The 23,764-nt window shown below is 40.6% G+C and carries 22 protein-coding genes and 5 tRNA genes; 24 read left to right on the top strand and 3 right to left on the bottom strand.

Annotation, left to right across the window (positions count from 1 at the left end; all coding sequences use genetic code 11):
- The first annotated feature begins 177 nt into the window (after positions 1 to 177).
- The 16 genes from ACXACN_RS08455 (at position 178) to phoU (ending at position 14,526) form a co-directional block, all read left to right on the top strand.
- Entirely contained in the window at positions 178 to 798 is a 621-nt protein-coding gene (locus tag ACXACN_RS08455) for an NfeD family protein (protein ID WP_474963760.1), read from the top strand.
- Between the two features lie 95 nt (positions 799 to 893).
- The gene (locus tag ACXACN_RS08450; RefSeq protein WP_474963758.1) at positions 894 to 2,678 is read left to right on the top strand and encodes a methyl-accepting chemotaxis protein; all 1,785 of its coding nucleotides are present in this window, start codon (positions 894 to 896) and stop codon (positions 2,676 to 2,678) included.
- 198 nt (positions 2,679 to 2,876) lie between these two features.
- Complete coding sequence (locus ACXACN_RS08445; RefSeq protein WP_474963757.1) at positions 2,877 to 4,514, top strand: Na/Pi cotransporter family protein; 1,638 nt, start codon at positions 2,877 to 2,879, stop codon at positions 4,512 to 4,514.
- A 427-nt stretch (positions 4,515 to 4,941) separates the two neighbouring features.
- Positions 4,942 to 5,018 (top strand) — tRNA-Met (locus tag ACXACN_RS08440).
- A gap of 23 nt (positions 5,019 to 5,041) precedes the next feature.
- Positions 5,042 to 5,117, top strand: a tRNA-His gene (locus tag ACXACN_RS08435).
- A gap of 3 nt (positions 5,118 to 5,120) precedes the next feature.
- A tRNA-Ile gene (locus tag ACXACN_RS08430) sits at positions 5,121 to 5,197 on the top strand.
- An 11-nt stretch (positions 5,198 to 5,208) separates the two neighbouring features.
- A tRNA-Ser gene (locus ACXACN_RS08425) sits at positions 5,209 to 5,301 on the top strand.
- 125 nt (positions 5,302 to 5,426) lie between these two features.
- Positions 5,427 to 5,499: transfer RNA gene (locus ACXACN_RS08420), tRNA-Phe, on the top strand.
- Between the two features lie 176 nt (positions 5,500 to 5,675).
- Complete coding sequence (locus ACXACN_RS08415) at positions 5,676 to 6,290, top strand: superoxide dismutase (RefSeq protein WP_474963756.1); 615 nt, start codon at positions 5,676 to 5,678, stop codon at positions 6,288 to 6,290.
- A gap of 101 nt (positions 6,291 to 6,391) precedes the next feature.
- Positions 6,392 to 7,627 (top strand): MFS transporter, encoded by a 1,236-nt coding sequence (locus ACXACN_RS08410; RefSeq protein WP_474963754.1) that lies wholly within the window; start codon positions 6,392 to 6,394, stop codon positions 7,625 to 7,627.
- An 85-nt stretch (positions 7,628 to 7,712) separates the two neighbouring features.
- Entirely contained in the window at positions 7,713 to 9,860 is a 2,148-nt protein-coding gene (locus ACXACN_RS08405) for a peptidoglycan D,D-transpeptidase FtsI family protein (protein ID WP_474963753.1), read from the top strand.
- A gap of 208 nt (positions 9,861 to 10,068) precedes the next feature.
- A complete protein-coding gene (locus ACXACN_RS08400) occupies positions 10,069 to 11,070 on the top strand; it encodes a PstS family phosphate ABC transporter substrate-binding protein (RefSeq protein ID WP_474963752.1) in 1,002 nt (333 codons plus the stop codon).
- Between the two features lie 79 nt (positions 11,071 to 11,149).
- Complete coding sequence (pstC, locus tag ACXACN_RS08395; RefSeq protein ID WP_474963750.1) at positions 11,150 to 12,097, top strand: phosphate ABC transporter permease subunit PstC; 948 nt, start codon at positions 11,150 to 11,152, stop codon at positions 12,095 to 12,097.
- On the top strand, positions 12,097 to 12,975 hold the full coding sequence (gene pstA, locus ACXACN_RS08390) for a phosphate ABC transporter permease PstA (protein ID WP_474963749.1): 879 nt from the start codon (positions 12,097 to 12,099) through the stop codon (positions 12,973 to 12,975). Before pstC ends, pstA begins: the two co-directional genes overlap by 1 nt.
- Positions 12,976 to 13,090: 115 nt before the next feature.
- Positions 13,091 to 13,846 (top strand): phosphate ABC transporter ATP-binding protein PstB, encoded by a 756-nt coding sequence (gene pstB / locus ACXACN_RS08385; protein ID WP_474966830.1) that lies wholly within the window; start codon positions 13,091 to 13,093, stop codon positions 13,844 to 13,846.
- Between the two features lie 20 nt (positions 13,847 to 13,866).
- Positions 13,867 to 14,526 carry a phosphate signaling complex protein PhoU gene (gene phoU, locus ACXACN_RS08380; RefSeq protein WP_474963747.1) on the top strand — a complete coding sequence of 220 codons (660 nt, stop codon included), beginning with the start codon at positions 13,867 to 13,869 and terminating at the stop codon, positions 14,524 to 14,526.
- 177 nt (positions 14,527 to 14,703) lie between these two features.
- On the opposite strand, the gene ACXACN_RS08375 is transcribed toward phoU, so the two are convergent.
- Entirely contained in the window at positions 14,704 to 15,156 is a 453-nt protein-coding gene (locus ACXACN_RS08375; protein ID WP_474963746.1) for a hypothetical protein, read from the bottom strand.
- On the bottom strand, positions 15,153 to 15,530 hold the full coding sequence (locus ACXACN_RS08370) for a hypothetical protein (RefSeq protein WP_474963745.1): 378 nt from the start codon (positions 15,528 to 15,530) through the stop codon (positions 15,153 to 15,155). Before ACXACN_RS08370 ends, ACXACN_RS08375 begins: the two co-directional genes overlap by 4 nt.
- A gap of 183 nt (positions 15,531 to 15,713) precedes the next feature.
- Here ACXACN_RS08370 and rpmG point away from each other — a divergent pair, with 183 nt between their 5' ends.
- From rpmG to ACXACN_RS08345, 5 genes are all read left to right on the top strand, one after another.
- Positions 15,714 to 15,863 carry a 50S ribosomal protein L33 gene (rpmG, locus tag ACXACN_RS08365; protein ID WP_035509116.1) on the top strand — a complete coding sequence of 50 codons (150 nt, stop codon included), beginning with the start codon at positions 15,714 to 15,716 and terminating at the stop codon, positions 15,861 to 15,863.
- 500 nt (positions 15,864 to 16,363) lie between these two features.
- A complete protein-coding gene (locus ACXACN_RS08360) occupies positions 16,364 to 16,933 on the top strand; it encodes a 5-formyltetrahydrofolate cyclo-ligase (RefSeq protein ID WP_474963743.1) in 570 nt (189 codons plus the stop codon).
- A gap of 92 nt (positions 16,934 to 17,025) precedes the next feature.
- Complete coding sequence (locus ACXACN_RS08355) at positions 17,026 to 18,009, top strand: L-lactate dehydrogenase (RefSeq protein ID WP_474963742.1); 984 nt, start codon at positions 17,026 to 17,028, stop codon at positions 18,007 to 18,009.
- A 30-nt stretch (positions 18,010 to 18,039) separates the two neighbouring features.
- Positions 18,040 to 18,225: a hypothetical protein gene (locus ACXACN_RS08350; protein WP_474963741.1), complete on the top strand. Its 186-nt coding sequence runs from the start codon at positions 18,040 to 18,042 to the stop codon at positions 18,223 to 18,225.
- A gap of 107 nt (positions 18,226 to 18,332) precedes the next feature.
- A complete protein-coding gene (locus ACXACN_RS08345; protein ID WP_474963739.1) occupies positions 18,333 to 19,862 on the top strand; it encodes a rhomboid family intramembrane serine protease in 1,530 nt (509 codons plus the stop codon).
- Here ACXACN_RS08345 and ACXACN_RS08340 read toward each other — a convergent pair.
- Positions 19,859 to 20,719, bottom strand: a complete 861-nt coding sequence (locus tag ACXACN_RS08340; RefSeq protein WP_474963738.1) for a hypothetical protein — start codon at positions 20,717 to 20,719, stop codon at positions 19,859 to 19,861. The genes ACXACN_RS08345 and ACXACN_RS08340 overlap by 4 nt on opposite strands.
- 159 nt (positions 20,720 to 20,878) lie before the next feature.
- Here ACXACN_RS08340 and ACXACN_RS08335 point away from each other — a divergent pair, with 159 nt between their 5' ends.
- The 3 genes from ACXACN_RS08335 to ACXACN_RS08325 all read left to right on the top strand — a co-directional run bounded on the left by ACXACN_RS08335 (position 20,879) and on the right by ACXACN_RS08325 (position 23,567).
- Entirely contained in the window at positions 20,879 to 22,330 is a 1,452-nt protein-coding gene (locus tag ACXACN_RS08335) for a spore germination protein (RefSeq protein WP_474963736.1), read from the top strand.
- 65 nt (positions 22,331 to 22,395) lie between these two features.
- Complete coding sequence (locus ACXACN_RS08330; RefSeq protein ID WP_474963734.1) at positions 22,396 to 22,611, top strand: YqgQ family protein; 216 nt, start codon at positions 22,396 to 22,398, stop codon at positions 22,609 to 22,611.
- Entirely contained in the window at positions 22,608 to 23,567 is a 960-nt protein-coding gene (locus ACXACN_RS08325; RefSeq protein WP_474963732.1) for an ROK family glucokinase, read from the top strand. The genes ACXACN_RS08330 and ACXACN_RS08325 overlap by 4 nt, the downstream gene beginning before the upstream one ends.
- Positions 23,568 to 23,764 lie beyond the last annotated feature (197 nt).

The following is a 23,764-nucleotide window of genomic DNA, read 5'->3' as shown; positions in this document are numbered from 1 at the left end:
TGTAAATGAGAAGTCAGGAACCTTAAATATGCGCATTTGTAAGTTAAATTTGTGTAAACGAACAAATGTTGTCATCATTATACCATGGTGGTTGGAGACAAAAAATAATAAGAACTTTGAAACGAAAGATCATCTTCAAACGTACGTATAGTAATTAAGGAGAGGATGTGAACCATCTTGTTTACTTATGATTGGATTGCTTTATTTATTACTTTTCTCGGTACGATGTTTTTAATTGGAGAATTACTCGTAAATATGCGTGGCGTGTTTGCTATTATCGGCTTCGGCTTTATAACGGTTTTTTTCTCAGGGTACCTTGAGACAGAAATGTTCATTGTCATGATGCTCGTTTATTTTCTTGGAATTGCCCTGATGATCATCGATGGAAAACTCATAAACGACGGTACACTTGCAACAATTGGTGCGGTAACGATGATCATTGCAGTGGGTTTTAGTGCGCCTAACTGGATCGCAGGTTTGTACAGTGTGATAGGGGTTATTTTGGGAGGAGCGTCTTCTTTGCTTTTTTTGAAGGTTTTCAAACACAGAAAGATGTGGTCCAAAATGGCTCTCAACGACCAATTATCCACTGAAATGGGATACAACTCAATGAATGAAAAGTACCAGTACTTACTTGAACAACAAGGGGAAGCTTTAACAGATATGAGACCCGTAGGTACGATCATCATTAACGATGAAGAATACAGCGCAGTTTCTAACGGCCAGTGGGTTGCTTCTGGAGATGCTATTAAGGTCGTAAAAGTGGATGGGACAAAAATCCTGGTCAAGAAGTTGTGAAATTACCTAATCTTAAAAAATCATTAACAATACCTTAACACTCTGTCGTCATACTTTGGTTTGTGCAATCAATCAAAGAGATGGAGTGTTTTTTTATGAAAAAAAGGATACGGCTTAAACCAATGGCCTTAAGAAGGCAATGGCCTCGAAACAGCTTGCAAATAAGGCTTACAGTCATTGTTTGTGCCCTAGTGCTTATTTCAGTTTCCATGATCGGGTTTTTCTCTTACACGAAAGCTAAAGACATTCAAATGGATCTGGTCCAGGACCGTTTGGAACGAGAACTGTTGATGGCTCAGGATGTAGCAGAACAGTTGATGTATGCCTTCGTAGGGGATCAGGAACAATTTTCAAAACGGATGGAAGGGTATTCGAACGTGCAGCAAGCAGAAATCCAACAAGATGGGTTATCTTCTAAAGCTTTTCTCATTACGAACGAGGGAGTCTATTCTTACCCTGCCATGGATGAAAAATCTCTGCCTGAGTCGCTGGCGGAGGAACTGCTGACAGAAGAGAATGGTACAGAAACCGTACAGTTGGATGGTGAGAGCTTCGTGCTATCTTACGCGCCTGTTCAAGAATTACAAGGGATTTATGTCCTTGGGGTGCCAGAACGAGACTTTATGAGTGGAGTTCGTCAAATGGCTGTGAATACGGCGTTATTAGGTTTCATTACTGTACTGACGATCGGTGTAATTGTTTATCTGGTTGTGGGGAAAATTGTCCATCCAGTGAAACAAATGCAGCGTGTTATGGAGCAAGCGAGGAATGGAGTCTTGAGTGAGGCAACGACCATTAATACGAGCCTTCCTGAAATTCAATCATTAAGAAAAAGTTATGAGGAACTTATACATAAAATTGCTGACATACTGTCATCCCTTCAAGGAGCTGTCGATCAACTTGAAAAGGGGGGAGAGCAGATGGATCACTCTTCACATGAACTGAAGCTTGTCCACCACGATCTTCAGAAAAGTGTGAATCAAGTCCAGGATGAAAGCGGACAAACTTCAGAAAATATGGAGAGCCAAAAAGAAGTCTTTAATGAATTGAATACAGTATTCGGCCAGTTGCAAATGACGTTGGAAAATCTTTTTGGTGAACAGGAACGAATGAATGGTGCTGTTTGTTCAGGAAATGGAGGGGTGGAGCAAGTCGAACAAACTTTCCGTACTTTTAGAACAGAAATTCAAGGCATGACCTCAAGGATTGAATCTTTTCAAAACTACATGCTAAACATTCAGGATTCCGGAACCAAGATACAAGAGATCGCAGAGCAAACCAGAATGCTTGCATTGAATGCTTCGATTGAAGCGGCTCGTGCAGGGGAGCATGGCAATGGATTCGCCGTTGTTGCGCAGGAAGTAAGGCGGCTGGCTGACCGATCCAGAACAGCGGCTGTTGATATTGACCAACGGATGAAGGATGTCATGTCACTCGGAGGAGATCTTTCCGCACAATTTGACCAGATGGAAAAAGAAATTCAGGAACGGCAACAACAAATGGATATATCAAAAGATGCTTTTAGGAATTTATCGCACGGGATGAATACATTTAATCTACAATTAGAGTCCACCAAACATCAGCTGAATGATGGGAAAGAGATTATGCCGCGTATGGAACACGTCATTGAAGGAATGAACAATGTTACCTCAAACCAGTTTCGTTCCACAAAAAGATTAGCTGAAACTTCCGAGCGCCAACAAAACACAATGGAAACTTTTGATGCATTTACGCACGATCTGATTGGACTTACACAAGAGCTCTCAGGCATAATAGCTTCGAATCAATTTGTAAATGAGGATTTACGAAAAGAAGTATCCCATCATGATGTGGAAGAAGATCCAGATCAGGATTCCACAATGGAAGAAAGAGCTTCATAAAAGGTCCCCACAGCGGGCCTTTTTTTATCGGAAAATTTCAATAACAAACCGAAATTATGTCAGTATTATAGGAATGTAAATTTAATGTTAAGATTCGTTAATTGTCTTTACAAAAGCTTTTTCCATGGTTAATATGAGTGAGGTTGTTTTTAAAAAAGAGAAAAATGATGAAATTTGGATGAAGAAAGGGTGGAGAAAATGGAAATCGATGTACAACAGATGATATTTGAATTCATCGGTGGACTCGGTATCTTTCTATTCGGCTTAAAGTATATGGCGGATGGACTACAACGTACAGCAGGAGATCGTTTGAGGGAACTGTTGGACCGTTTTACGAGTAATCCATTCATGGGTGTAGTAGCGGGTACAATTGTTACGATTCTTTTGCAAAGTAGTAGTACGACAACAGTATTGACTGTTGGTCTTGTTAATGCAGGATTTATGACATTCAGACAAGCGATCGGTGTCATAATGGGGGCCAACATTGGTACAACCATGACCGCATTTATTATTGGTATAGATATTAAAGCTTATGGGTTGCCTATTTTAGCTGTTGGTGCATTCTTGTTATTCTTTTTCAAAAGTAAAAAAGTGGCAAACCTTGGTCAGACCATCTTCGGTCTAGGTGCTTTATTTTTTGGTCTTGAAGTTATGAGTGGTGGAGTGAAGCCGCTTCGATCATTACAGGCTTTCCAAGACTTGACCGTCAGCATGAGTGATAATCCTATTCTAGGTGTTATTGTAGGTACCCTATTCACAGTGATCGTACAAAGCTCCAGTGCTACAATTGGAATTTTGCAGACATTGCTTGGGGAAGGTCTTGTCGATTTGCAAGCAGCGATCCCAGTCTTGTTTGGAGATAATATTGGTACAACGATTACGGCTGTTCTTGCCTCAATCGGTGCAAGTGTCGGAGCGAAGCGAGCTGCTTTTGCACACGTCATTTTCAACGTGTTAGGTGCTACCGTATTCTTGATTTTCCTTGTTCCATTTGAAAGATATGTGAACTGGTTACAAACGAGTATGGATTTAGAGCCCGAGATGACCATTGCCTTTGCTCACGGATCCTTCAACATTGCGAATGCGGTTGTGCAATTCCCGTTTATTGCAGTCCTTGCATGGATTGTCATTAAGCTGGTACCCGGGAAGGATTCAGAAATTGATCACAAACCAAGGCATTTGGATCCGATTTTCATTGAACAATCTCCATCCCTTGCGTTAGACCAGGCAAAAGAAGAAGTTGTACGTATGGGTGAGTATGCTTATAAAGGTCTTGAAGAGACAAGTCTCTATTTGAACAATAAACAACAAAAGCATTCTGAACTTGCCATGCAAATTGAAGATGCCTTGAACAACCTGGATCGCAAAATAACAGATTATCTTGTTGATCTATCTCAAGCATCGCTATCTGATGAAGAAAGTCATAAGCATTCAGCTTTAATGGATTCTGTCAGAGATTTGGAACGTATTGGTGACCACTTTGAAAATATCATTGAGCTGATTGATTATAAGAACTCAAATAAAGTGAATCTAACCCCTCAGGCTATTGAGGATTTAAATACAATGTTTGATCTTACGTTAATGACCGTTAAGCAAGCCACAAGATCTCTTGAAACGATGAGTCGTGAAGAGGCGCTGGCTGTCGTCCAAAAAGAGAATGAATTGGATCGTATGGAACGCAGTTATCGTAAAAAGCATATCATCCGTTTGAATGAGGGTGTTTGCACAGGACAAGCAGGAATTGTCTTTGTAGATATGATCAGCAACTTAGAACGTATCGGTGATCATGCAGTGAACATTGCTGAAGAAGTATTGGGAGAAAAAGAAAGTCTTTAAAGGAAAAAGGCGGCTGGATCAGCCGCCTTTTTTATTTTGTTATTGTTTATATGAGATAGCAATTATGGAAAGGTTGTGCAAAGGGGGGTGTTTTATGTTTGTATGATTCTTTTTACTCATGAAAAGTGATGGCCTTCCCCCGTCGCACATAAACATGCTCTCTGCTTTTGCCTATCATGACTGTCAGTAGGACTTTCACTCGAAAACTTCCCTAAATAAAGGGCTCTAAGCAGGAAGTCTAATCATCAACTTCAGAGGTTTATGGGGACAGATATTCAAGATGTTGTGTTTTCTTGAAAAAAACCCTTGAAAGGAATAGGAGGGCGTGGTATATTATTTTTGTCGCTGATTTGGAAGAGAAAAAAACAGTTGACGTTTTCAACAGGAAATGATATATTAATAAAGTCGCTCATAAGCGATATCTAATGGCGGTGTAGCTCAGCTGGCTAGAGCGTACGGTTCATACCCGTGAGGTCGTGGGTTCGATTCCCTCCACCGCCACCAATTATACATATTAAAAAAGCATGGCGGTTGTGGCGAAGTGGTTAACGCACCGGATTGTGGTTCCGGCATTCGTGGGTTCGATTCCCATCAGCCGCCCCATGTGGACCCTTAGCTCAGCTGGTTAGAGCTATCGGCTCATAACCGATCGGTCGCAGGTTCGAGTCCTGCAGGGTCCACCACAACATGTTACGGAGGAGTACCCAAGTTTGGCTGAAGGGAGCGGTCTTGAAAACCGCCAGGGGCTTTACGGCCCGCGGGGGTTCGAATCCCTCCTCCTCCGCCATGATTACATAATAATGATAGCAGTATGGCCTGACGAGTTTATAGAAAATGGATGATGTTCTTGAAGATCAGGCGGTAAAAGGATTTGCAAGAAGCGCAAGCAATACGTAGTATAATACTAATTATGGCTCGGTAGCTCAGTCGGTAGAGCAACGGACTGAAAATCCGTGTGTCGGCGGTTCGATTCCGTCCCGAGCCACTTCTTGAAAACAACCAAGTGAATCTTGGTTGTTTTTTTATGTTTTAAATTTTGCTTTAAGGGAATTCTTAATATCGTGATGCAAAACATTTGCTAATCATTTTTCCGTTTGATAATGTAAAATGTGAAGCGAATTGCTTCTGTTTTACATATTATTCTAAAGGAGGAGTTACATTATGGCTAAATTTGAACTACCAGAACTACCTTACGCTTATGATGCACTAGAACCTACTATTGATAAGGAAACAATGAACATCCACCATACGAAGCACCACAACGGATATGTAACAAAGCTTAACAATGCACTTGAAGGACATGCTGATCTTCAAGACAAGTCCTTGGAAGAGCTTCTTTCCAACAACCTAGCTGTTGTACCGGAAGATATTCGTACAGCAGTGCGCCGTAACGGTGGCGGACACGCAAACCACAGCCTATTCTGGACAATCATGTCTCCGAATGGTGGCGGTGAACCAACAGGGGATCTTGCTACGAAAATCAACGATACGTTCGGTGGCTTCGATCAGTTTAAAGAAAAGTTTGAAGAAACGGCAAAAGGCCGCTTCGGATCTGGCTGGGCATGGTTAGTAGTCAATAATGGCGATCTGGAAGTAATCGATACCCTTAACCAGGATTCTCCGATTATGGAAGGTAAAACTCCAATCTTAGGTCTTGATGTTTGGGAGCATGCGTATTACCTGAACTATCAAAACCGTCGTCCTGATTATGTGTCAGCATTCTGGAATGTTGTCAATTGGGATGAAGTAGCTAAGCGTTTCGATACAGCTAAATAATTCAAAATTCCGAGAGGCATGGATATTAATCCATGCCTCTCTTTTTGTATATCTCCTTTTGTTCTGAAAACACTAAAGGTGAACACAAAGGAGACATGGATATGGTGAGTAAGCTGCGTGTGTGGCTCAGCCACGAAAATGTATCAAAAGATTTATTGCTGTTACTTCTCATTGGAGGCTTATACTCTCTCGGTATATTCTTATCCAGTACATTTGTGAACATATACTTATGGAAACAATCCAATAGCTACGTTGATATAGCTCTTTATAATTTAGCCATTTATGTCTTACAACCCATAACTTTCATAATCGCGGGGAAGTTTGCGAAGCGATTAGATCGTGTGATTGTATTGAGAACCGGTGTGACAGTTCTCTCTTTGTTTTTTTTAACTGTTTTGTTAGTTGGAGAGCGTGCTGCCACATTTAATATCATGCTTGGGTCACTGTTAGGGGTAGGGTATGGCTTTTATTGGCTTGCTTACAATGTTTTGACCTTTGAAATTACAGAACCCGATACGAGGGATTTTTTCAATGGGTTTCTTGGTGTGTTGCAATCACTTGGGGGTATGACCGGTCCGCTGCTTGCTGGATACATTATTTCTCGATTGAATAATTTCACTGGTTATACGGTGATTTTTACGATATCCTTTGGTCTATTTATCATTGCTGTTCTCGTCAGTTTCGGTTTATCCAGAAGGAAGGCAAGAGGTCATTTTTCATTTCGGAGGATTTTGTCGGAAAGAAGAAACAATTCAAATTGGAGGCGAATCTTAAACGCTCATGTATCTCAAGGGTTTAGAGAAGGAACGTTCTTATTTGCCGTATCCATTTGGATCTTCTTAATGACTAAAGATGAATTGTCCCTGGGTGTTTTCAATCTCGTTTACTCTGGATTTTCTTTTATGTTTTATTTCCTTGTTAGTCGCTGGGTAAAACCAACACGGAGGAAAAAAGCAATTCTTATATCCGGGCTGGCGCTGTATTTGAGTGTCCTGATTTTGTTGTTCAGTGATACGATGGCTTTATTGCTCATTTATGCAGGGGTTGCAGGGGTATTCTTCCCTATGCTATACGTGCCTTATATTTCTTTGACTTATGATGTCATCGGGAAATCATGGAATGCTGCTGAAATGAGAATTGAATACATCGTTGTCAGGGAGGTTTTCCTTAATTTCGGAAGAGTTTTGTCCATTGTTATTTTTCTGTTTGCCATCACTGTCATTCCACCTGAAACGGGTATTCCCTATATCCTTTTGATTGTTGGAGGTGGACATTTCTTTATTTATTTCTTTGTGAGAGGAATTGACACTCAGTACACGAAATCGACACATAATTGAAACCAATAACCCATGAACTACGTCTATTCTATGGTGCGCAAAAAATGCTATAATGGATGAAGCATGATAAGAAGGAGAGGAGTTCATGGGAAAGAAACAAAAGAATAATACGAAGCACAAGTCACACCTTTCTTTCCGATTGAACGTGGTGTTTTTTGTTGTATTCCTTATTTTTGCTGGAATCATATTACAACTTGGGGTCGTGCAAATTTTAAATGGGGAAGAGGCCCAGGAAGAAATCGACCGGACAGAAAACACAACGACAAGCATACCAGTCCCGAGGGGAGAAATGTATGATCGGTATGGACGTGTAGTGGTTGATAACCAGCCATTATATTCGATTACCTACACACCTCCAAAAGGTGTCCAACCTAACGATAAGCTTCGCCTAGCCGAAGAAATATCTAAGTATATCGATATGGAATATGAAGGGAAATTGACGGATAGGGATTTTAAAGAATACTTCTTTCTTCAAAATCAAGAAGAGGTTGCTGCACGGATCGAAGATGAAGATACATCTGAACTGGATAACGGAGAAGTCTACCAACTTCAATTAGATAGTATTAAAAAAGATGAGATCAATGGATACGATAATCAAACCAAAGAAATCATTGCGATAAAAAAGGAATTAGATAAGGCTTATGCTCTTGCCCCACATGTTTTGAAAAACTCGGATATCTCTGAAAGGGAATATTCTGTTGTGGCTGAACATTTAGCCGAGTTACCAGGGATCAATGTAACATCAGATTGGGAGCGTACATATCCGTACGAATCTACTTTCAGAAGCTATATAGGAAGCATTACCTCAAAAGAACAAGGTGTCCCAAGAGATAAGCTGGATTATTTTATGTCACTGGATTACAGCCGTAATGATCGCGTAGGAACAAGTGGGTTAGAGCAGGAATACGAGGATGTTCTCCGAGGCACGAAAGAAAAAGTACAATACGAAACGGATAAAAACAATAACGTAATTAATTCCAAAGTCATCCGAGAGGGAAGGAAAGGGAAAGATCTTGTCCTTACGATTGATATGGAATTGCAGGAGAGAGTGAACAAGATCGTTCAGGAGGAATTGGAATCAGCGATTCGCCAAGCCCCTGGCCCTAATAGGCACCTTGAGAATGCTGTTGCGGTTGTTTCTGATCCGAACACAGGAGAAATCTTAGCGATTACCGGTCAAACCTACAATAGAAACCCTAAAGAAGGGGATTCGAGGTTTTCCGACACGTCCCATCAAGCGCTTTATAACTCTTATATGCCTGGATCTATTGTAAAAGGTGCTACTGTCCTAACCGGCTTGCATGAAGGTGCGGTAACTCCTAATACGTGGATCAATGACAGACCTATTTCAATTGGTAGAGATCAAAAAAGTTCTTATACTTCCAATATAGGTACAGTCAACGACATTTCTGCTTTGCAACAATCTTCTAACGTATATATGTACTTCCTAGCGATGTACTTGGGTGGGGAGTATAGCAACATTTATGATATGAATTATCTATCCTTAAAAGATGGAACATTCGACAACTTCATCTTTAATTTTAATCAACTTGGACTTGGAGTGAAAACAGGTATAGATTTTCCTTATGAAGGTTTGGGCGTCACTGGTCAACCGAAGAACCCAGGACACATCTTGGACTTCTCCATCGGGCAATTCAGTACCTACACACCAATGCAGCTGAACCAATATGTCTCCACCATAGCAAATGGGGGAGACCGAATGCGTCCAAGATTGGTGAAAAGTATTCATGAGCCCTCACTTGAAAATGGGTTAGGACCATTGTATAAAGATTACAGCCCGCAAGTATTAAACCAACTTGAGATGGACCAATCTTATATAGAGAGAGTACAGGAAGGGTTCAGGCAAGTGGCTCAAACAAATCAGGGTACAGCGAGTCATGTGTTCTCTAAAGAACCTTACGCAAAATATAATATGGCCGTTAAAACAGGTACCGCACAATCGTTCAAAGCTGTGTTTAATGAAGATGGCGAGAGAACAACATATAGAGACCTTTTAAATAAAACATTAGTCGGGTATGCACCTGCGAATGATCCGGAAATTGCTTTTTCCATAGTATCTCCATATTTAGGTGAAGACGCGACAAGCACGTTTAATATAAGCAACAATATTGGTGCTCGGATCGGTCAGGCTTATTTTGAATTGAAAGAGGAACGGAAAGAGAAGGGAATAACAGTGAATAATTCTGATGAAGAAGCAGAAACTGAGGAGTGATACGACACGTATCGCTCCTTTTTTTATATTAACGAAAATTCGACTGGATTAGCCGAACATAAAGGTTTTTATTCAACAAAATACGCCAATTTACAAAACCTTTACGTTTGATTCATATGTCATTAAAACTCTCTCGTTAATATATAAAATGTGAGTTGGCCAAGCAGTCACCCACAAAACATAACCACAAAAATAGGGGGAGAAAGAAATGAAAAACTTTAAAAGTTTGGCACTAATGCTTATGTTCATTCTAGTGCTTGGAGTACTTGCAGCTTGTGGAGGATCAGAAGATGATTCTGCTACAGAAGAAGAAGGTAACACAACAGAAGAAGGCAATAACGCTGAAGGTTCTGAAGAAGTTTCCGGACCTATCGATATCGATGGTTCTTCTACTGTTTTCCCAATCATGGAAAACTTGACTTACACTTACAATCAGGAAAACCCTGATGTGAACGTAACAGTGAACTCTTCTGGTTCTGGTGGCGGATTTAAAAAATCCACTGTTGGTGAGATTGACTTGAGTAACGCTTCTCGCCCTATTAAAGAAGAAGAAATGGCTAAGGCCGAAGAAAATGACATTCAATTAGAAGAACTTGAACTTGCATACGATGGTCTTTCTGTAGTTGTCAGCCAACAAAACGATTTCGTTGAAGAACTGTCCATTGAACAGTTGAAGCAAATCTTCCTTGAGTCTTCAGATGCTAAGAAGTGGTCTGATATCAATCCAGAATGGCCAGAAGAAGAAATCAAAATCTTCAGCCCTGGACATGATTCCGGTACTTTCGACTATTTCAACGAAGTAATCCTTGAAGAAGAGCCAATGAAAGAAGGCGAAAATACTACACTTTCTGAAGATGACAACGTACTAGTCCGTGGTATTGAAAACAATCCAAACGCTATCGGTTTCTTTGGATATGCTTACTATGCTGAAAACGAAGATGTATTGAAGGTTCTTGGAATTTCTGAAGGTGAGAACGAAGCTGTAAAACCGAACCCTGAAACAATTCAAGATGGTTCTTACACACCACTTTCTCGCCCGCTATTCACTTATGTAAATGTGAATGCGTATAAAGAAAAAGCACAAGTTCGTGATTTTGTTGAGTACACGTTAAACAATGCTGGAAAAGCTGCTGAAGAAGTAGGGTATGTAGCTCTTCCTGAAGACAAGTATCAAGAGCAACTTGAAACAGCGAAAAGCTGGGCAGAGTAATTGATTTGAAAACCTAACAAGGGAGGTGAGACTTGAATTGGAGTCTCACCTTGCCTTATGGATGAGAGGAGTTTTTATCATGGACAAGGGGTTACAATCAGAGGGGAAAATGATTGACGTCCAACAAATGATTGAAAGGAATAAGAACAAGAAAAGCATAGGTGAAAGAATAGAGAAAATCATCCCTTTTTTCTTGCTTCTTTGTGCTGCAGTTAGTGTCTTGACAACTGTGGGTATATTATTTACTTTATTGAGAGAGTCGATTGGCTTCTTTTCCAATGTCTCTTTAGTTGATTTTTATACAGGAACAAGTTGGTCACCGTGGTCCGGTGAGTATGGAGTTGCTCCATTGATAGGTGGAACATTACTCATCACTTTGATCGCTACACTCGTAGCTGTACCATTGGGGCTTATGTCTGCCATATTTTTGAGTGAATATGCAAATGATAAAGTGAGACGTGTCATTAAACCTGTGCTCGAAGTTTTGGCAGGAATCCCGACCGTCGTGTATGGTTACTTTGCATTGACGTTCATTACACCAATGTTCCAATCTTTCATTCCTGATTTGGGAATCTTTAACGCCCTGAGTGGCGGATTTGTAGTCGGTATTATGATTATTCCTATGGTCGCATCTCTTTCAGAAGATGCTATGAACTCTGTTCCTAATGCTTTAAGAGAAGGTGCTTACGGGTTAGGTGCTACAAAATTGGAAGTTGTGTTTAAGGTCGTTTTACCTGCCGCTCTTTCCGGAATTATTGCATCCATTGTTCTTGCTATTTCAAGAGCTATCGGAGAGACGATGATTGTTACGATTGCAGCAGGGGCAACACCGAACCTTACTTTCAATCCGACAGAATCGATCCAGACCATGACTGCTTTCATTGTACAAGCAGCGACAGGAGATACCACTTTCGGATCTACCATTTATTACAGTTTGTATGCAGTAGGTATGACACTGTTTGTCTTTACACTCGTCATGAACCTTATTGCTCAGTACATTTCTCGTAAGTTCAGGGAGGAATATTGATGCTTGGTCAAAATGAACAAAATATCAAGAAACGCATGGAAGGAAGAGTAGCCATCAACAAAATCCTTATGGTTTTGTTTGGTATGGCTACTGCAGTGGGATTAGTTTTCCTAGTCTTACTTTTTTATCGTGTATTGACTCAAGGAATTGGTTATTTAAGTCTTGACTATATTTTGAACTTCCCAGCACCATATCCAGAAAAAGCTGGTATATACGCTGGATTGATTGGTTCCGTGTTCTTAATGATTATTGTTGCTATATTCGCCGTCATTATTGGTGTTGCAACAGCGATCTACTTGGAAGAATACGCGCCTAAAAATAAGTTCACGGATTTTATCAGAGTTAACATTCAAAACTTGGCTGGAGTGCCTTCCATTGTATTCGGACTGCTGGGATTAACATTCTTTGTTTATATGTTTAACTTTGGTTATACACTCATCGCTGGTGGTTTGACGATGGCCTTGTTGATTCTTCCAGTCATCGTAGTAGCAGCTCAAGAGGCTGTTCGCTCGGTTCCAGCTGAAATCAAAGAAGCATCTTACGGCATGGGAGCGACTAAGTGGCAAACTATTGCACGTGTCATTTTACCAGCTGCCATTCCAGGAATTCTTACTGGTGCTATTATTGCTTTGTCTCGTGCAATTGGTGAGACTGCACCTTTGATTATTGTAGGTGCAGCCACAGCGATTTACACGTTACCTGAGTCCTTACTTGCTAAATATACGGTCATGCCGATTCAGATTTACAACTGGACGGGAAGACCCCAAGAAGAATGGCAATATGTTGCGGGTGCAGGAATTATTGTTCTTTTAGCAGTACTGCTACTGATGAATTCAATTGCTGTGTTAATCAGAAATAAATATCAACGTCGTCTTTAATTAGGATGAGGAGGGTTTCAACATGAATAAAGTAATGGAAGAGAAAACAAACAAAAAAGTTAACCAGGGAACAACGAAACCTGAGGTTAACAAAGAGGGAATTAAAAAAGAGAAAATGAATAGCATTATTGAAGTTAATGATCTGAATTTATGGTATGGTTCTGATCAAGCTCTATATGAAGTAAGTATGGAGGTTCCTGAAAAACAGGTAACAGCGATTATCGGACCTTCTGGTTGTGGAAAATCGACTTTCTTGAAAACATTAAACCGTATGGTGGAAATGGTTCCGATCGTAAAGACATCCGGCTCTATCAAATATCGTGACCAGGAAATTTTCAGCAGTAAATATAAAGAAGAATACCTTCGTACAAAAGTAGGCATGGTATTCCAAAAACCGAACCCGTTTCCTAAAAGCGTCTATGATAACGTAGCCTATGGACCAAGAATTCATGGAATCAAAAAGAAAGAAGTATTAGATCAAATCGTTGAGAAAAGCTTAAGAGGTGCAGCGATTTGGGATGAGTTAAAAGATCGTCTACACGAAAATGCGTATGGTCTTTCTGGCGGGCAACAGCAGCGTGTATGTATCGCTCGTGCTTTGGCAGTTGAACCGGACGTTATCCTAATGGACGAACCGACTTCAGCCTTAGACCCAATTTCTACGGCCAAAGTTGAAGAGTTAGTTCAGGAGTTGAAAGAAAAATACAGCATTATTATTGTTACTCACAACATGCAACAAGCCGCGCGTATTTCAGATAAAACAGCCTTCTTCTTAAATGGAGAATTAATTGAGTTCGCTGACACCGATGACTTGTTCCAAAATCCTCATGATAAGCGAACAGAGGACTATATTACCGGACGCTTCGGCTAATCATTCAGGGGGGAATATCCATGTCAATCCGTGTTCATTTTGAAGAAGAACTCGAAGATTTAAAAAATCAAATTAAAGAGTTAGCTCTAGATACAAAAAATTCACTTGATCAAGCGATTCATGTCTTATATAAAGGGGACGTAGAAGCCGCGGAAAAGATTCTTTCCGATGATTCAATCATCGACCGTAAGGAAGAGAAAATCAACGATGATGCTATCTTAATGCTTGCTAAGCAACAGCCGGTAGCAAGGGATTTGAGAAGAATTATTATTGCTATTAAAATTTCCAGCGATTTGGAACGTATGGCAGATCACTCGACCAATATCGCAAAGGCAACCATTCATTTAGGTAAAGAACATGGCATTGAGATAGATCCTGAATTGCGTGAAATGGCTATCCTTGTCATGGATATGGTGGATTTGGCAATTAAATCTTTCGAAAATGAAGATATTTCATTAGCGAAGAAGCTTGCTGAAATGGATGATGTTGTAGACGAGAAATATGGTTCGATTGTTAGAGAAATGCTCGAATTAACAGCAATAAACCCAGAACAGATTCAGCACATTATGCAGATGGCTTATATCGCTAGGTATATAGAGAGATTCGCTGATCATATTACAAATATCGGCGAAAGCATTTTCTATCTCGTGAAGGGCAGAACTTATGATCTGAACAAATAATAGAAGAAAAGACATGAATCAAATTTGATTCATGTCTTTTTTTAGTTGTATCATTCACTTTCCATTGTGACTGTTATTAATTGGTGCTGTATGGGGATTAGATGAACAAGTCTCTGAATAGTTGTGCACGGTCATATTTAAATGAGCAAGTAAAAAAGCCGCAGGTGTGCGGCTTTTTTACTTAGATGTAATGGCTTCAGCTATTTCTTTAAGCGACATTCCTGAATTTAGTGTAGCCTGACCAATTTGTATATAGCGGCTATAATCATTTTCTTTCATAAAGGTTTCAAATTCAGCAGCATCTTCAATAATGTTTGCTCGGATCAGCTTTTCACTAATATCATCGGTAGTAGTTCCTGAAACGATGTCGATTGAAAAGGTGTTTAAAGGCGCTTCTTCAACAGCTGTGGGAGGTGGCGCTTCTTGTTTTGCATTTTCCTTGAGGCTTTGCCATTCGCTTGTAGTTAAAGTGCGATACCCTTCACTTTCCAACTGTTCAATCAACTCTTCGGTTTCATACTCTTTTTCTACGGTTTTCGAGGATGTGTCAGCTGTATTCAAGTAGGTAATAGCAAACACAAGGGAAGCTGTAAGTAAACCTAAGGCATAGGATCTTATCCATTGTTTCATGCTCGAACACCATCACTTCTTTGCTGTTGAATCATCGAATGGATATCGTGCTCGCTTAAGTTCGTCTGTTTTGCTATGTAATGGGTCTTATAGCCTTTTTGATACATCGATTGAACTCTATCGACTAATGGAAGGCTTTGGGCAGTTTCTTTATTCTTCGGTGGATTGTTCAAGATTTCTTGAGTTAAATCCTCCGCTAAAAGTTCTTCTTCCAATACCTTCATTTTCTTTTTAAGCTGGTAGTTGCTCTGCATCATTGTCATATTGACCTGTTCGACCTGATTTTCAAGTTCTTTCATCCGGTCATTCATGAAGAATGAAAGAACAAATAGACCAAGGCCGACAGCAGTCAATGTACTGATCACGTAAATCAAGTTGTATCACTCCTTTGGATGTCCACATTTATTTATATCATAGAAATAGATGAGTGGCTATGGGATATTTCACCGTTTTTACCTGAATAACTACTTGAAAGGTCTACTCGTTTTTGGTATTATGAATTAGTCTGATAATGTGAATGAGACAGTGAATAGCTTTTATGATTAGGAGGAATAATAATGCGCGTAAACATTACACTTGCATGCACCGAAACTGGTGACCGCAATTATATTAGCACAAAAAACAAGCGTAAAAACCCAGAGCGTCTTGAGCTTATGAAATACAGCCCACGCGTAGGGAAGCACACGCTTCACCGTGAAACAAAGTAAGCAGTAGGATTATTTCCTACTGTTTTTTTTATATCTAATGTTCTCCCGATCACACATGTATTAGTTGTTGGAGTATATGGCAGGATTGTGGAAGACTCAATTTCGAGATGTTTCGGGGTTCGTTTGCCATAGGAGGCGTCAGGGGTGGCTGGGAAGCTACTCGCTTTCCTGCGGGGATGACGGAAAGCCATTCGCGCGGGAGTCTCGCAGCTTCCCAACTACCCCATTCGATCATGTGAAAAACGAACCCATGTACCAAGAAGGAGCAACTTCCACCATGGTAAGAAAGCGCTCAATACCAAGCAGTCATGAGCTCTACCCATACGATGGAGGCTTTGTGTTACAACTCCTAATACGTATGGAACGTACCTAATACCTGAAGTAGTTTCGAGATACTCCTCCGCCCCCATCCACTCAAAAAAAGTCTCGAAACTGAATCTTAAAGAAAAGGGAGCTTTTCTGGGAATGAATCTTTAGAGCTATACTGGAGGTTGTTAAAAGTGGAAAAGAACGAGCTTAGGTTTAAAGGAAAAAAGATTCTTCAGGATATAAATGTGAAGGAAAGGCTCTACATAGATGCAAAAATTCAAGAATGTCTATTTGATAGTGAAATATGGAAGAACGCCCAAGTCATCGGTGTCACGCTATCTCAAAAGCATGAATGGTCGACAGAGCCAATCATAGAGGAAGGTTGGCGGAGCGGGAAGATGGTCGTTGTGCCAAAATGCGTTCCTGAGAGTAGGCAGATGGAATTTTACCACTTGGAAAAGTACGATCAACTAGAGAGGGTTTATTTTGGTTTACGAGAACCTAAACCTGAAAGCTCAACCTTGGTAAATAAAAATGATCTGGATCTCCTTCTTGTACCCGGGCTGTTGTTTGATGAAAAAGGATACAGGATAGGATATGGTGGAGGATATTTTGACCGTTTTATTGAAGGCTTTAGGGGGAAGACAATAATGATTGCTTCAGATCGACAAAAATACTCACCTCTTCCTATAGAGGAATTCGACCAAAGAGTGGAGTATGTGCTTACAGAAAGCGGTATTCATACTACCTACCAGCTTTAAGATTATTATGTCACGAAACATTCAAACATTGTGAAGTATTGAACAATGTTTCGGGGTTATAATAGAGTTAGATTAAAAGGGGAGGGATTGGATTGGAACATTTAAATAGGGTAGCGTTAATCGGAACAGGCGCGGTAGGTTCCAGCTATGCGTTTGCTTTATTGAACCAGGGAGTTGCAGATGAGTTAGTCATGATTGATTTGAACAAAGAGAAATCAGAAGGCGATGCCATGGATTTAAATCATGGCCTGGCTTTTGCACCTGCAAATAAGAAGATATGGTTTGGAGAATATGCTGATTGTGAAAGTGCGGATCTTGTCGTCATTACTGCTGGGGCGAATCAAAAACCCGGCGAAACGAGACTAGATTTGCTTGAGAAAAACACGGCCATATTTAAGTCCATCGTGGACTCTGTTATGGAAAGTGGATTTGATGGTATTTTCCTTGTTGCAACGAATCCTGTTGATATCCTGACCTATATGACTAGGAAATTTTCCGGCCTTCCTGCTGAACGTGTGATTGGATCTGGGACGATTCTTGATACAGCTCGACTACGTTTTAACCTTAGCGAATATTTTAATATCGATAGTCGAAATGTTCATGCTTATATCATGGGTGAACACGGTGACTCTGAGCTCCCGGTTTGGAGTCATGCCAATGTAGCTGGACGCTCGGTGTATGATCGCATCCAGGACCATCCTGACTTGTATGATGTGAAGGACCTTGAAGGTATTTTTGAACAGGTCAGGGATGCAGCCTATCACATTATCAAACGTAAAGGAGCCACTCATTATGGTATTGCGATGGGACTTGTTCGTTTAACGAAAGCCATTCTTCACAATGAGAATGCGGTATTAACAGTATCTGGTTATCTAGAAGGGCAGTATGGGATAGATGATCTTTATATAGGTGTGCCAGCGATTGTTAATCGAAAGGGAATCCAAGAAATTATTGAATTGAACCTCGATGAAGACGAAATGACAAAATTCCACTCCTCTGCTGCTATATTAAAGGAGACTATGGAACCTGTCATTGATAACTATGTGTATAAGGAAGACGACTCAAGTGAAAGATAAGTTCACCTAATAATAGAAGAGGTGGATGAGATGCGTCAATTTTTCAGATGGGTCATGATTATCGGTTCGGTTGTAGCAACGGTTTACAAGTATCGATACAAAGCGTTGGACTTCGTTACCAAAATCCCTTTTCTTCGAAAGCTGCTCGTTCGGTTGTCTATGAACTTTCCTTGGTTACGTCAAAAATTTCTTTCACAGATGTTCCGAGGATTATGAATATAATAAGCTGTCAGGGTATCTTCCTGACAGCTTTTTCAATGCTTTCAATTAGCTCCTTAACAAAGGGGCATGATATGATGTAGGTGTTATCTAGGGGGTGCAACATGTTTATTGAACAAGAGTATTATTTATGGAAACTTACCTATGATTTAGTTGTTGCACAAGGTTTTCAAGTGCTTAATATGAGTACAGAACGAGGAGAAGTTTGGCTTGAGAAAGAACAGGGGTGGCAAACACATGTCATCCGCATATATCATAAACAAATCAATTGGAAGAATGAGTTGAGGAGGGACTTGGAAAAATCATATCGACAGTTGTCCCAAAACAAGAAATTATTTAGGGGTGGAAAGGTCCAGTTCCATGTTTTATATGTTTCAGAATACCCTCCTGTTGAAGAGTGGGAAAATGTAGATAAGGAAATTCCTACACAGAAAAATAAGATATTCCCTTATTACTTGGATGATGAGAACAAGTCATCCGAAAAGAAAAAGTTTTATGATTCCTTTCAAATAGAGGAACCTCTCATGAATCAGCAGGTGAGTGAGAGCGAAATGGAGGCTATGCTTCCATACTTGAAACATCAGCTTGTTAAAGAACAACAAGATCAAAGAAGACAAGTGATGTCGATCTTCGATTATGGCAAACCTCGAATGACCTACTTTCTACTAGCTGTCAATGTCTTAATTTTTCTTTACATTGAATGGGTGGGAGATAGTACTTCAGTAGAAACCCTTATCCAGTATGGAGCAAAGTTTAATCCTGCAATTATGGATGGGGAATGGTGGAGGATCGCTAGTTCGATGTTCTTGCATATAGGATTTCTTCATCTTTTTATGAATATGTTCGCCCTCTATTACCTGGGGACAGCTGTTGAAAAATTGTATGGAACATGGCGTTTTACATGGACCTATTTACTTTCGGGGTTGTTTGGTGGTGTAGCAAGCTTTATGTTAAATCCCCATGTGGCAGCAGGAGCATCAGGCGCTATATTCGGGTTGTTTGGGGCCCTCTTGTTTTTTGGTGTCCAACATAAACAGTTGTTTTTCCGTACAATGGGCTGGAATCTAATTTTTATCGTTCTCATCAACATATCATTTGGATTGCTCGTTCCTCAAATTGATAATGGAGCACATATCGGTGGAATGATCGGTGGTTTTTTTGCCACTGCCATGGTACGTTTGCCAAAACAGAAGGATAGATCAAAACAGTGGATTGCTTTTTGTGTCTATTTTTTACTGATCTCTGGCATGGCGGTTGCTGGATATGCAGGACTATTTAATAACGATGAAGGTTTGAATGAGGTACAGAAGACACAGGAGTTGAATCAAACGGGTGCTTATAATGAAGTGATTGAAATCACTACCGAGGCTTTAGATCAGCCTGGTCAGTACGAAGCTGCTTTACGTTTTAACAGATCGTTTGCATACTTACAAACTGGCGAGACAAGTGCAGCGAGGGAAGATTTGCTCCGGGTGCTTGAACTCTCTCCTGAGATGGCAGAAGCACATTATAATTTGGCCCTGTTATATCAACAAGTGGGAGAAGAAGACAAAGCGGCTCACCATGCGGAACGAGCCGCTGATATTAACCCGGATCAAAATGATTTTAAAGAACTTTATGACAACCTCCGTTAATAAGCCTGGATGAGGCGGTGTTTCTTTCCAGTATCATCTTCATAAAGGACGATCAAGTGCTTGCCTTTATTATCAAAAAGAATCAAGGGGATATAGCTTTGGATCGGGTGGGAAGACTTTGTATCACTAATGCCCAGCACATAATTTTTATATAATCCTTCCCACAGTTGTCCTTTAATTCGTTCGGAATCATCTTCATTCGTTCCAGGAAGTGGTCGGTCTTCATAGTCTGCAAGGTTCGTTAACGGGACAAGCGTGTAGTCCTCTTTGTTGATGCCATAGTATGTCACCAGTTCTTCCCATTGGACTCCCAGTTGCTGTTGAATGGAATGATCCAATCTCTTCTTCCATTCTTCCTCTTCTTGATTGGCTGGTTCTTTGAAAGCGGTTCGTTTCGAGTGGGGAGAATCGATGACGTAAAGCTCGTCCTTCGAGCTTGCCTGTATGCTTTTAATCGGACCACTATCTTCATGGATCTCCCCGTGATGAAAAGAAATGGCTTGATACTTTTGACTATCCTCTCCGTGCAGGGACGTTTCTTTCTTTATTTCTGATGAATTTTCTTCCCATTTGCTCACGACCCCTTTTAAACGGCCATTTACATATAAGAGGGAGACATCCTGCCTTAAATACATGGTTTTATCACTTTCAGAGAACATGTTCCATAGAATTTCATACTCGTCATCATCTTCCTGAGAAGCAAAGTTTAAGGTGGTCCCGTAAGAATGAAAACCACTTCCTTCATCTAAAGGGAAATATTTGATAACCGATTCCTCATTATAATATTGAGTATATAGTGCGATGAAAATGGCTAAGGCCAAAGGAACAAGTACCCAATGAACCCAAACTTTTTTCAAACCATCATCTCCTCATACATCCTCTCTGTGCAGGGCATATAGTTCAAGATATGTTCCATTTTCAAAGGACATGCGTACTATCCGATGTCGTCCTTCTTCATGTATGTTTTCTAAGATTTAGAAGAAACTACTCGCAGAAGGCTTAGAGGAGGGTGCGTTTTGAAAGAACAACGTTTGTTTGACAGTTATGAAAAAAATGTATCGTATCTCAGAGATCGACTAGGAGTAGATGAAAGCTTCGACATGGTTCATCTAGACCTTGTCTATGCTGGAAGAGGGATGTCCTTATTCCTTGTGGATGGTTTTGTAAAAGATGATATCCTTCACTATTTAATGAAACTTCTATCAAAGTTGGAACCAGATCAATTGGAACCGGATCCACTAGAGAAGCTATTAAAAACCCACCTTCCTTACGTTGAGTTAGATAAGAAGAAAGATTTGAATGCTGCGGCAGATTGGGTGTTGGCAGGTCCTACAGCATTGGTCGTTGAAGGCGTAGACGAAATCATTATGATTGACGCTCGTACATACCCTGTCCGCGGTCTCCAGGAACCTGATCTCGAAAGAGTCGTGAGAGGGTCGAGAGATGGGTTCGTGGAGACGATTATCTTTAACACGGCCTTAACGAGAAGGAGAATCAGGGATCGTTCTTTGAGAATGGAATATTTACAAATTGGACGACGCTCTTTAACAGATGTGTGCATTTGTTATGTTAAAGACATAGCAGATACTGACCGCGTAGACGAATTGAAGAAAGTTTTACAAGACATTGATACCGACGCTCTTCCGATGGCAGAGAAGACCATTGATGAATATATCAGCGGTCGCTATTGGAATCCCTACCCGGTCATTCGTTACACAGAACGTCCGGATACGGCGGCTGCTCACCTTTATGAGGGGCACATTCTCGTCATTATTGATGGATCTCCGAGTGTCATGATTACGCCATCAACTTTTTGGCATCATTTGCAACATGCAGAAGAATATCGGCAGAAGCCATTGGTCGGTGCTTATCTGCGCGCCGTTCGTTTTTTTGCTTTCTTTGCATCCATCTTTATTCTGCCACTGTATTTTCTTTTTTCTAAAAGACCGGATTTACTTCCTGAAGCTCTGGCATTCATTGGACCTACGGATTCGGGAACATTGCCACTCCTCGTGCAGTTTTTAATAGCTGAAATCGGCATCGATATGCTGCGTATGGCAGCGATCCATACCCCTTCGACGCTTGGGACCGCTCTTGGTTTGGTGGCTGCTATATTAATCGGCCAAGTGGCTGTGGAGGTTGGTCTCTTTTCAAGCGAAGTGGTTTTATATTTAGCCCTTGCTGCAATAGGGACATTTGCTACACCTAGTTATGAATTAGGACTGGCTGATCGTATAACAAGACTTGTACTTCTTCTTTTTACTGGCTTATTCGGACTAAAAGGCTATGTATTGGGAGTGACCCTCTGGATCCTCTATGTTTCGAGCATGAAGACTTTCAAAACACCGTATTTGTGGCCATTTCTACCTTTTTCATGGAAACCGCTCAGAGATGTATTGCTTCGGTCTCCGATTCCTCTAAAAAACCGGAGACCTGCATTTTTACACCCCAAGGACCCTGATCGTTGATCGATCGGGGTTTTTACGTTTTCAAGTCTTAAAGGTATTGGTATAATAAATGGTGGTGATGAATAATGAAAACGATTTATGATATTCAACAATACTTAAAAAAATTTGGGACGATCATTTACATAGGAGATCGTTTGGCAGACTTAGAGATGATGGAAGATGAAGTCAGGGAGCTATACAAAGCCCAATGCATGCCTTCAGAAGACTATCAGATGGCCATCCTGCTTTTAAGAAGTGAAATGGCAAAACAAAAGGATCGTCAAATAGGGGAGGAAAAGTGATGAGTCATTATTATATCGGTGCAGATATCGGTGGTACGACAGTGAAACTGGCTATTATTGAAGAGAACGGAACCATTTTAAATAAATGGGAGATTCCAACCAATACAGACAATCAGGGAGAAGCGATTCCTTCCGATATCGCAGCATCCATATTGAACACTCTGAAAGAAGAGGGTATTGAGAAAAGTATGGTTGTAGGAATCGGTGCAGGAGCCCCCGGGTTTGTTGATACAACCACAGGTTATATTCATGAAGCCGTAAATATTGGTTGGAAGGATTTTGACTTTGGTAACATGCTTAAAAAATTGACAGGAATGCCTGTATGGGTAGATAATGATGCTAATTTGGCTGCTTTAGGTGAGAATTGGCTCGGTGCCGGAAAAGGTTGCACAGAATTGATTGCAGTCACTCTAGGTACGGGGGTAGGTGGTGGCATTATTGCCAACGGCCAGATTCTCAATGGAGCCAATGGTACAGCAGCAGAACTAGGTCACGTCACCGCAGTAAAAGAGGGAGGGGCTCCTTGTAACTGTGGGAAGACCGGATGCCTGGAGACCGTTTCTTCAGCTACAGGTATTGTTAGAAAAGCAAAAGAAGCAGCAGAAAAACATCCTGAATCCAAACTAAATTCATATTTACAGGAAGAGACGCTAACATCGAAGGATGTTTTTGAAGCTTCTATGAATGGCGATGAAGCAGCAAGTGCTGTGATTCATGAAATTACAGATGTCCTTGGATTGGCGATTGCAAACATGGCTATTGCTATGAACCCAGAAAAAATTGTTATTGGTGGGGGAGTTTCCAAAGCAGGAGAGTGGCTGTTGGAGCCTCTTGAAAAAGCTTACCGGAAGTATGCTTTACCAAGAACAGCTATGGCATCAAGTTTTGGCATAGCAGAATTAGGGAATGATGCAGGTGTCATAGGTGGAGCTTTCTTAGTTAAAAAGAATAAATAAAAAAGTTGGAGCCTAAAGGCTCCAACTTTTTTATGTTCTGATTGTATAAAATTTGTAAAAAAATTTTAATCGCTAGGACTTCTTTTTATCATGTTTTTGTCTTATGATAAGAAAAGCTCCATCCTATCATTTTGAAAATGATGGAAAATGTAAATTTTATGAAACCTTTATGGGGCCATTTACGTCATATATGATGA

The organism is Halobacillus sp. AWM4_238 (assembly GCF_056158265.1).
Note: the sequence above shows the minus strand (reverse complement) of the source record. Positions and strands in the feature narration are given on the sequence as shown.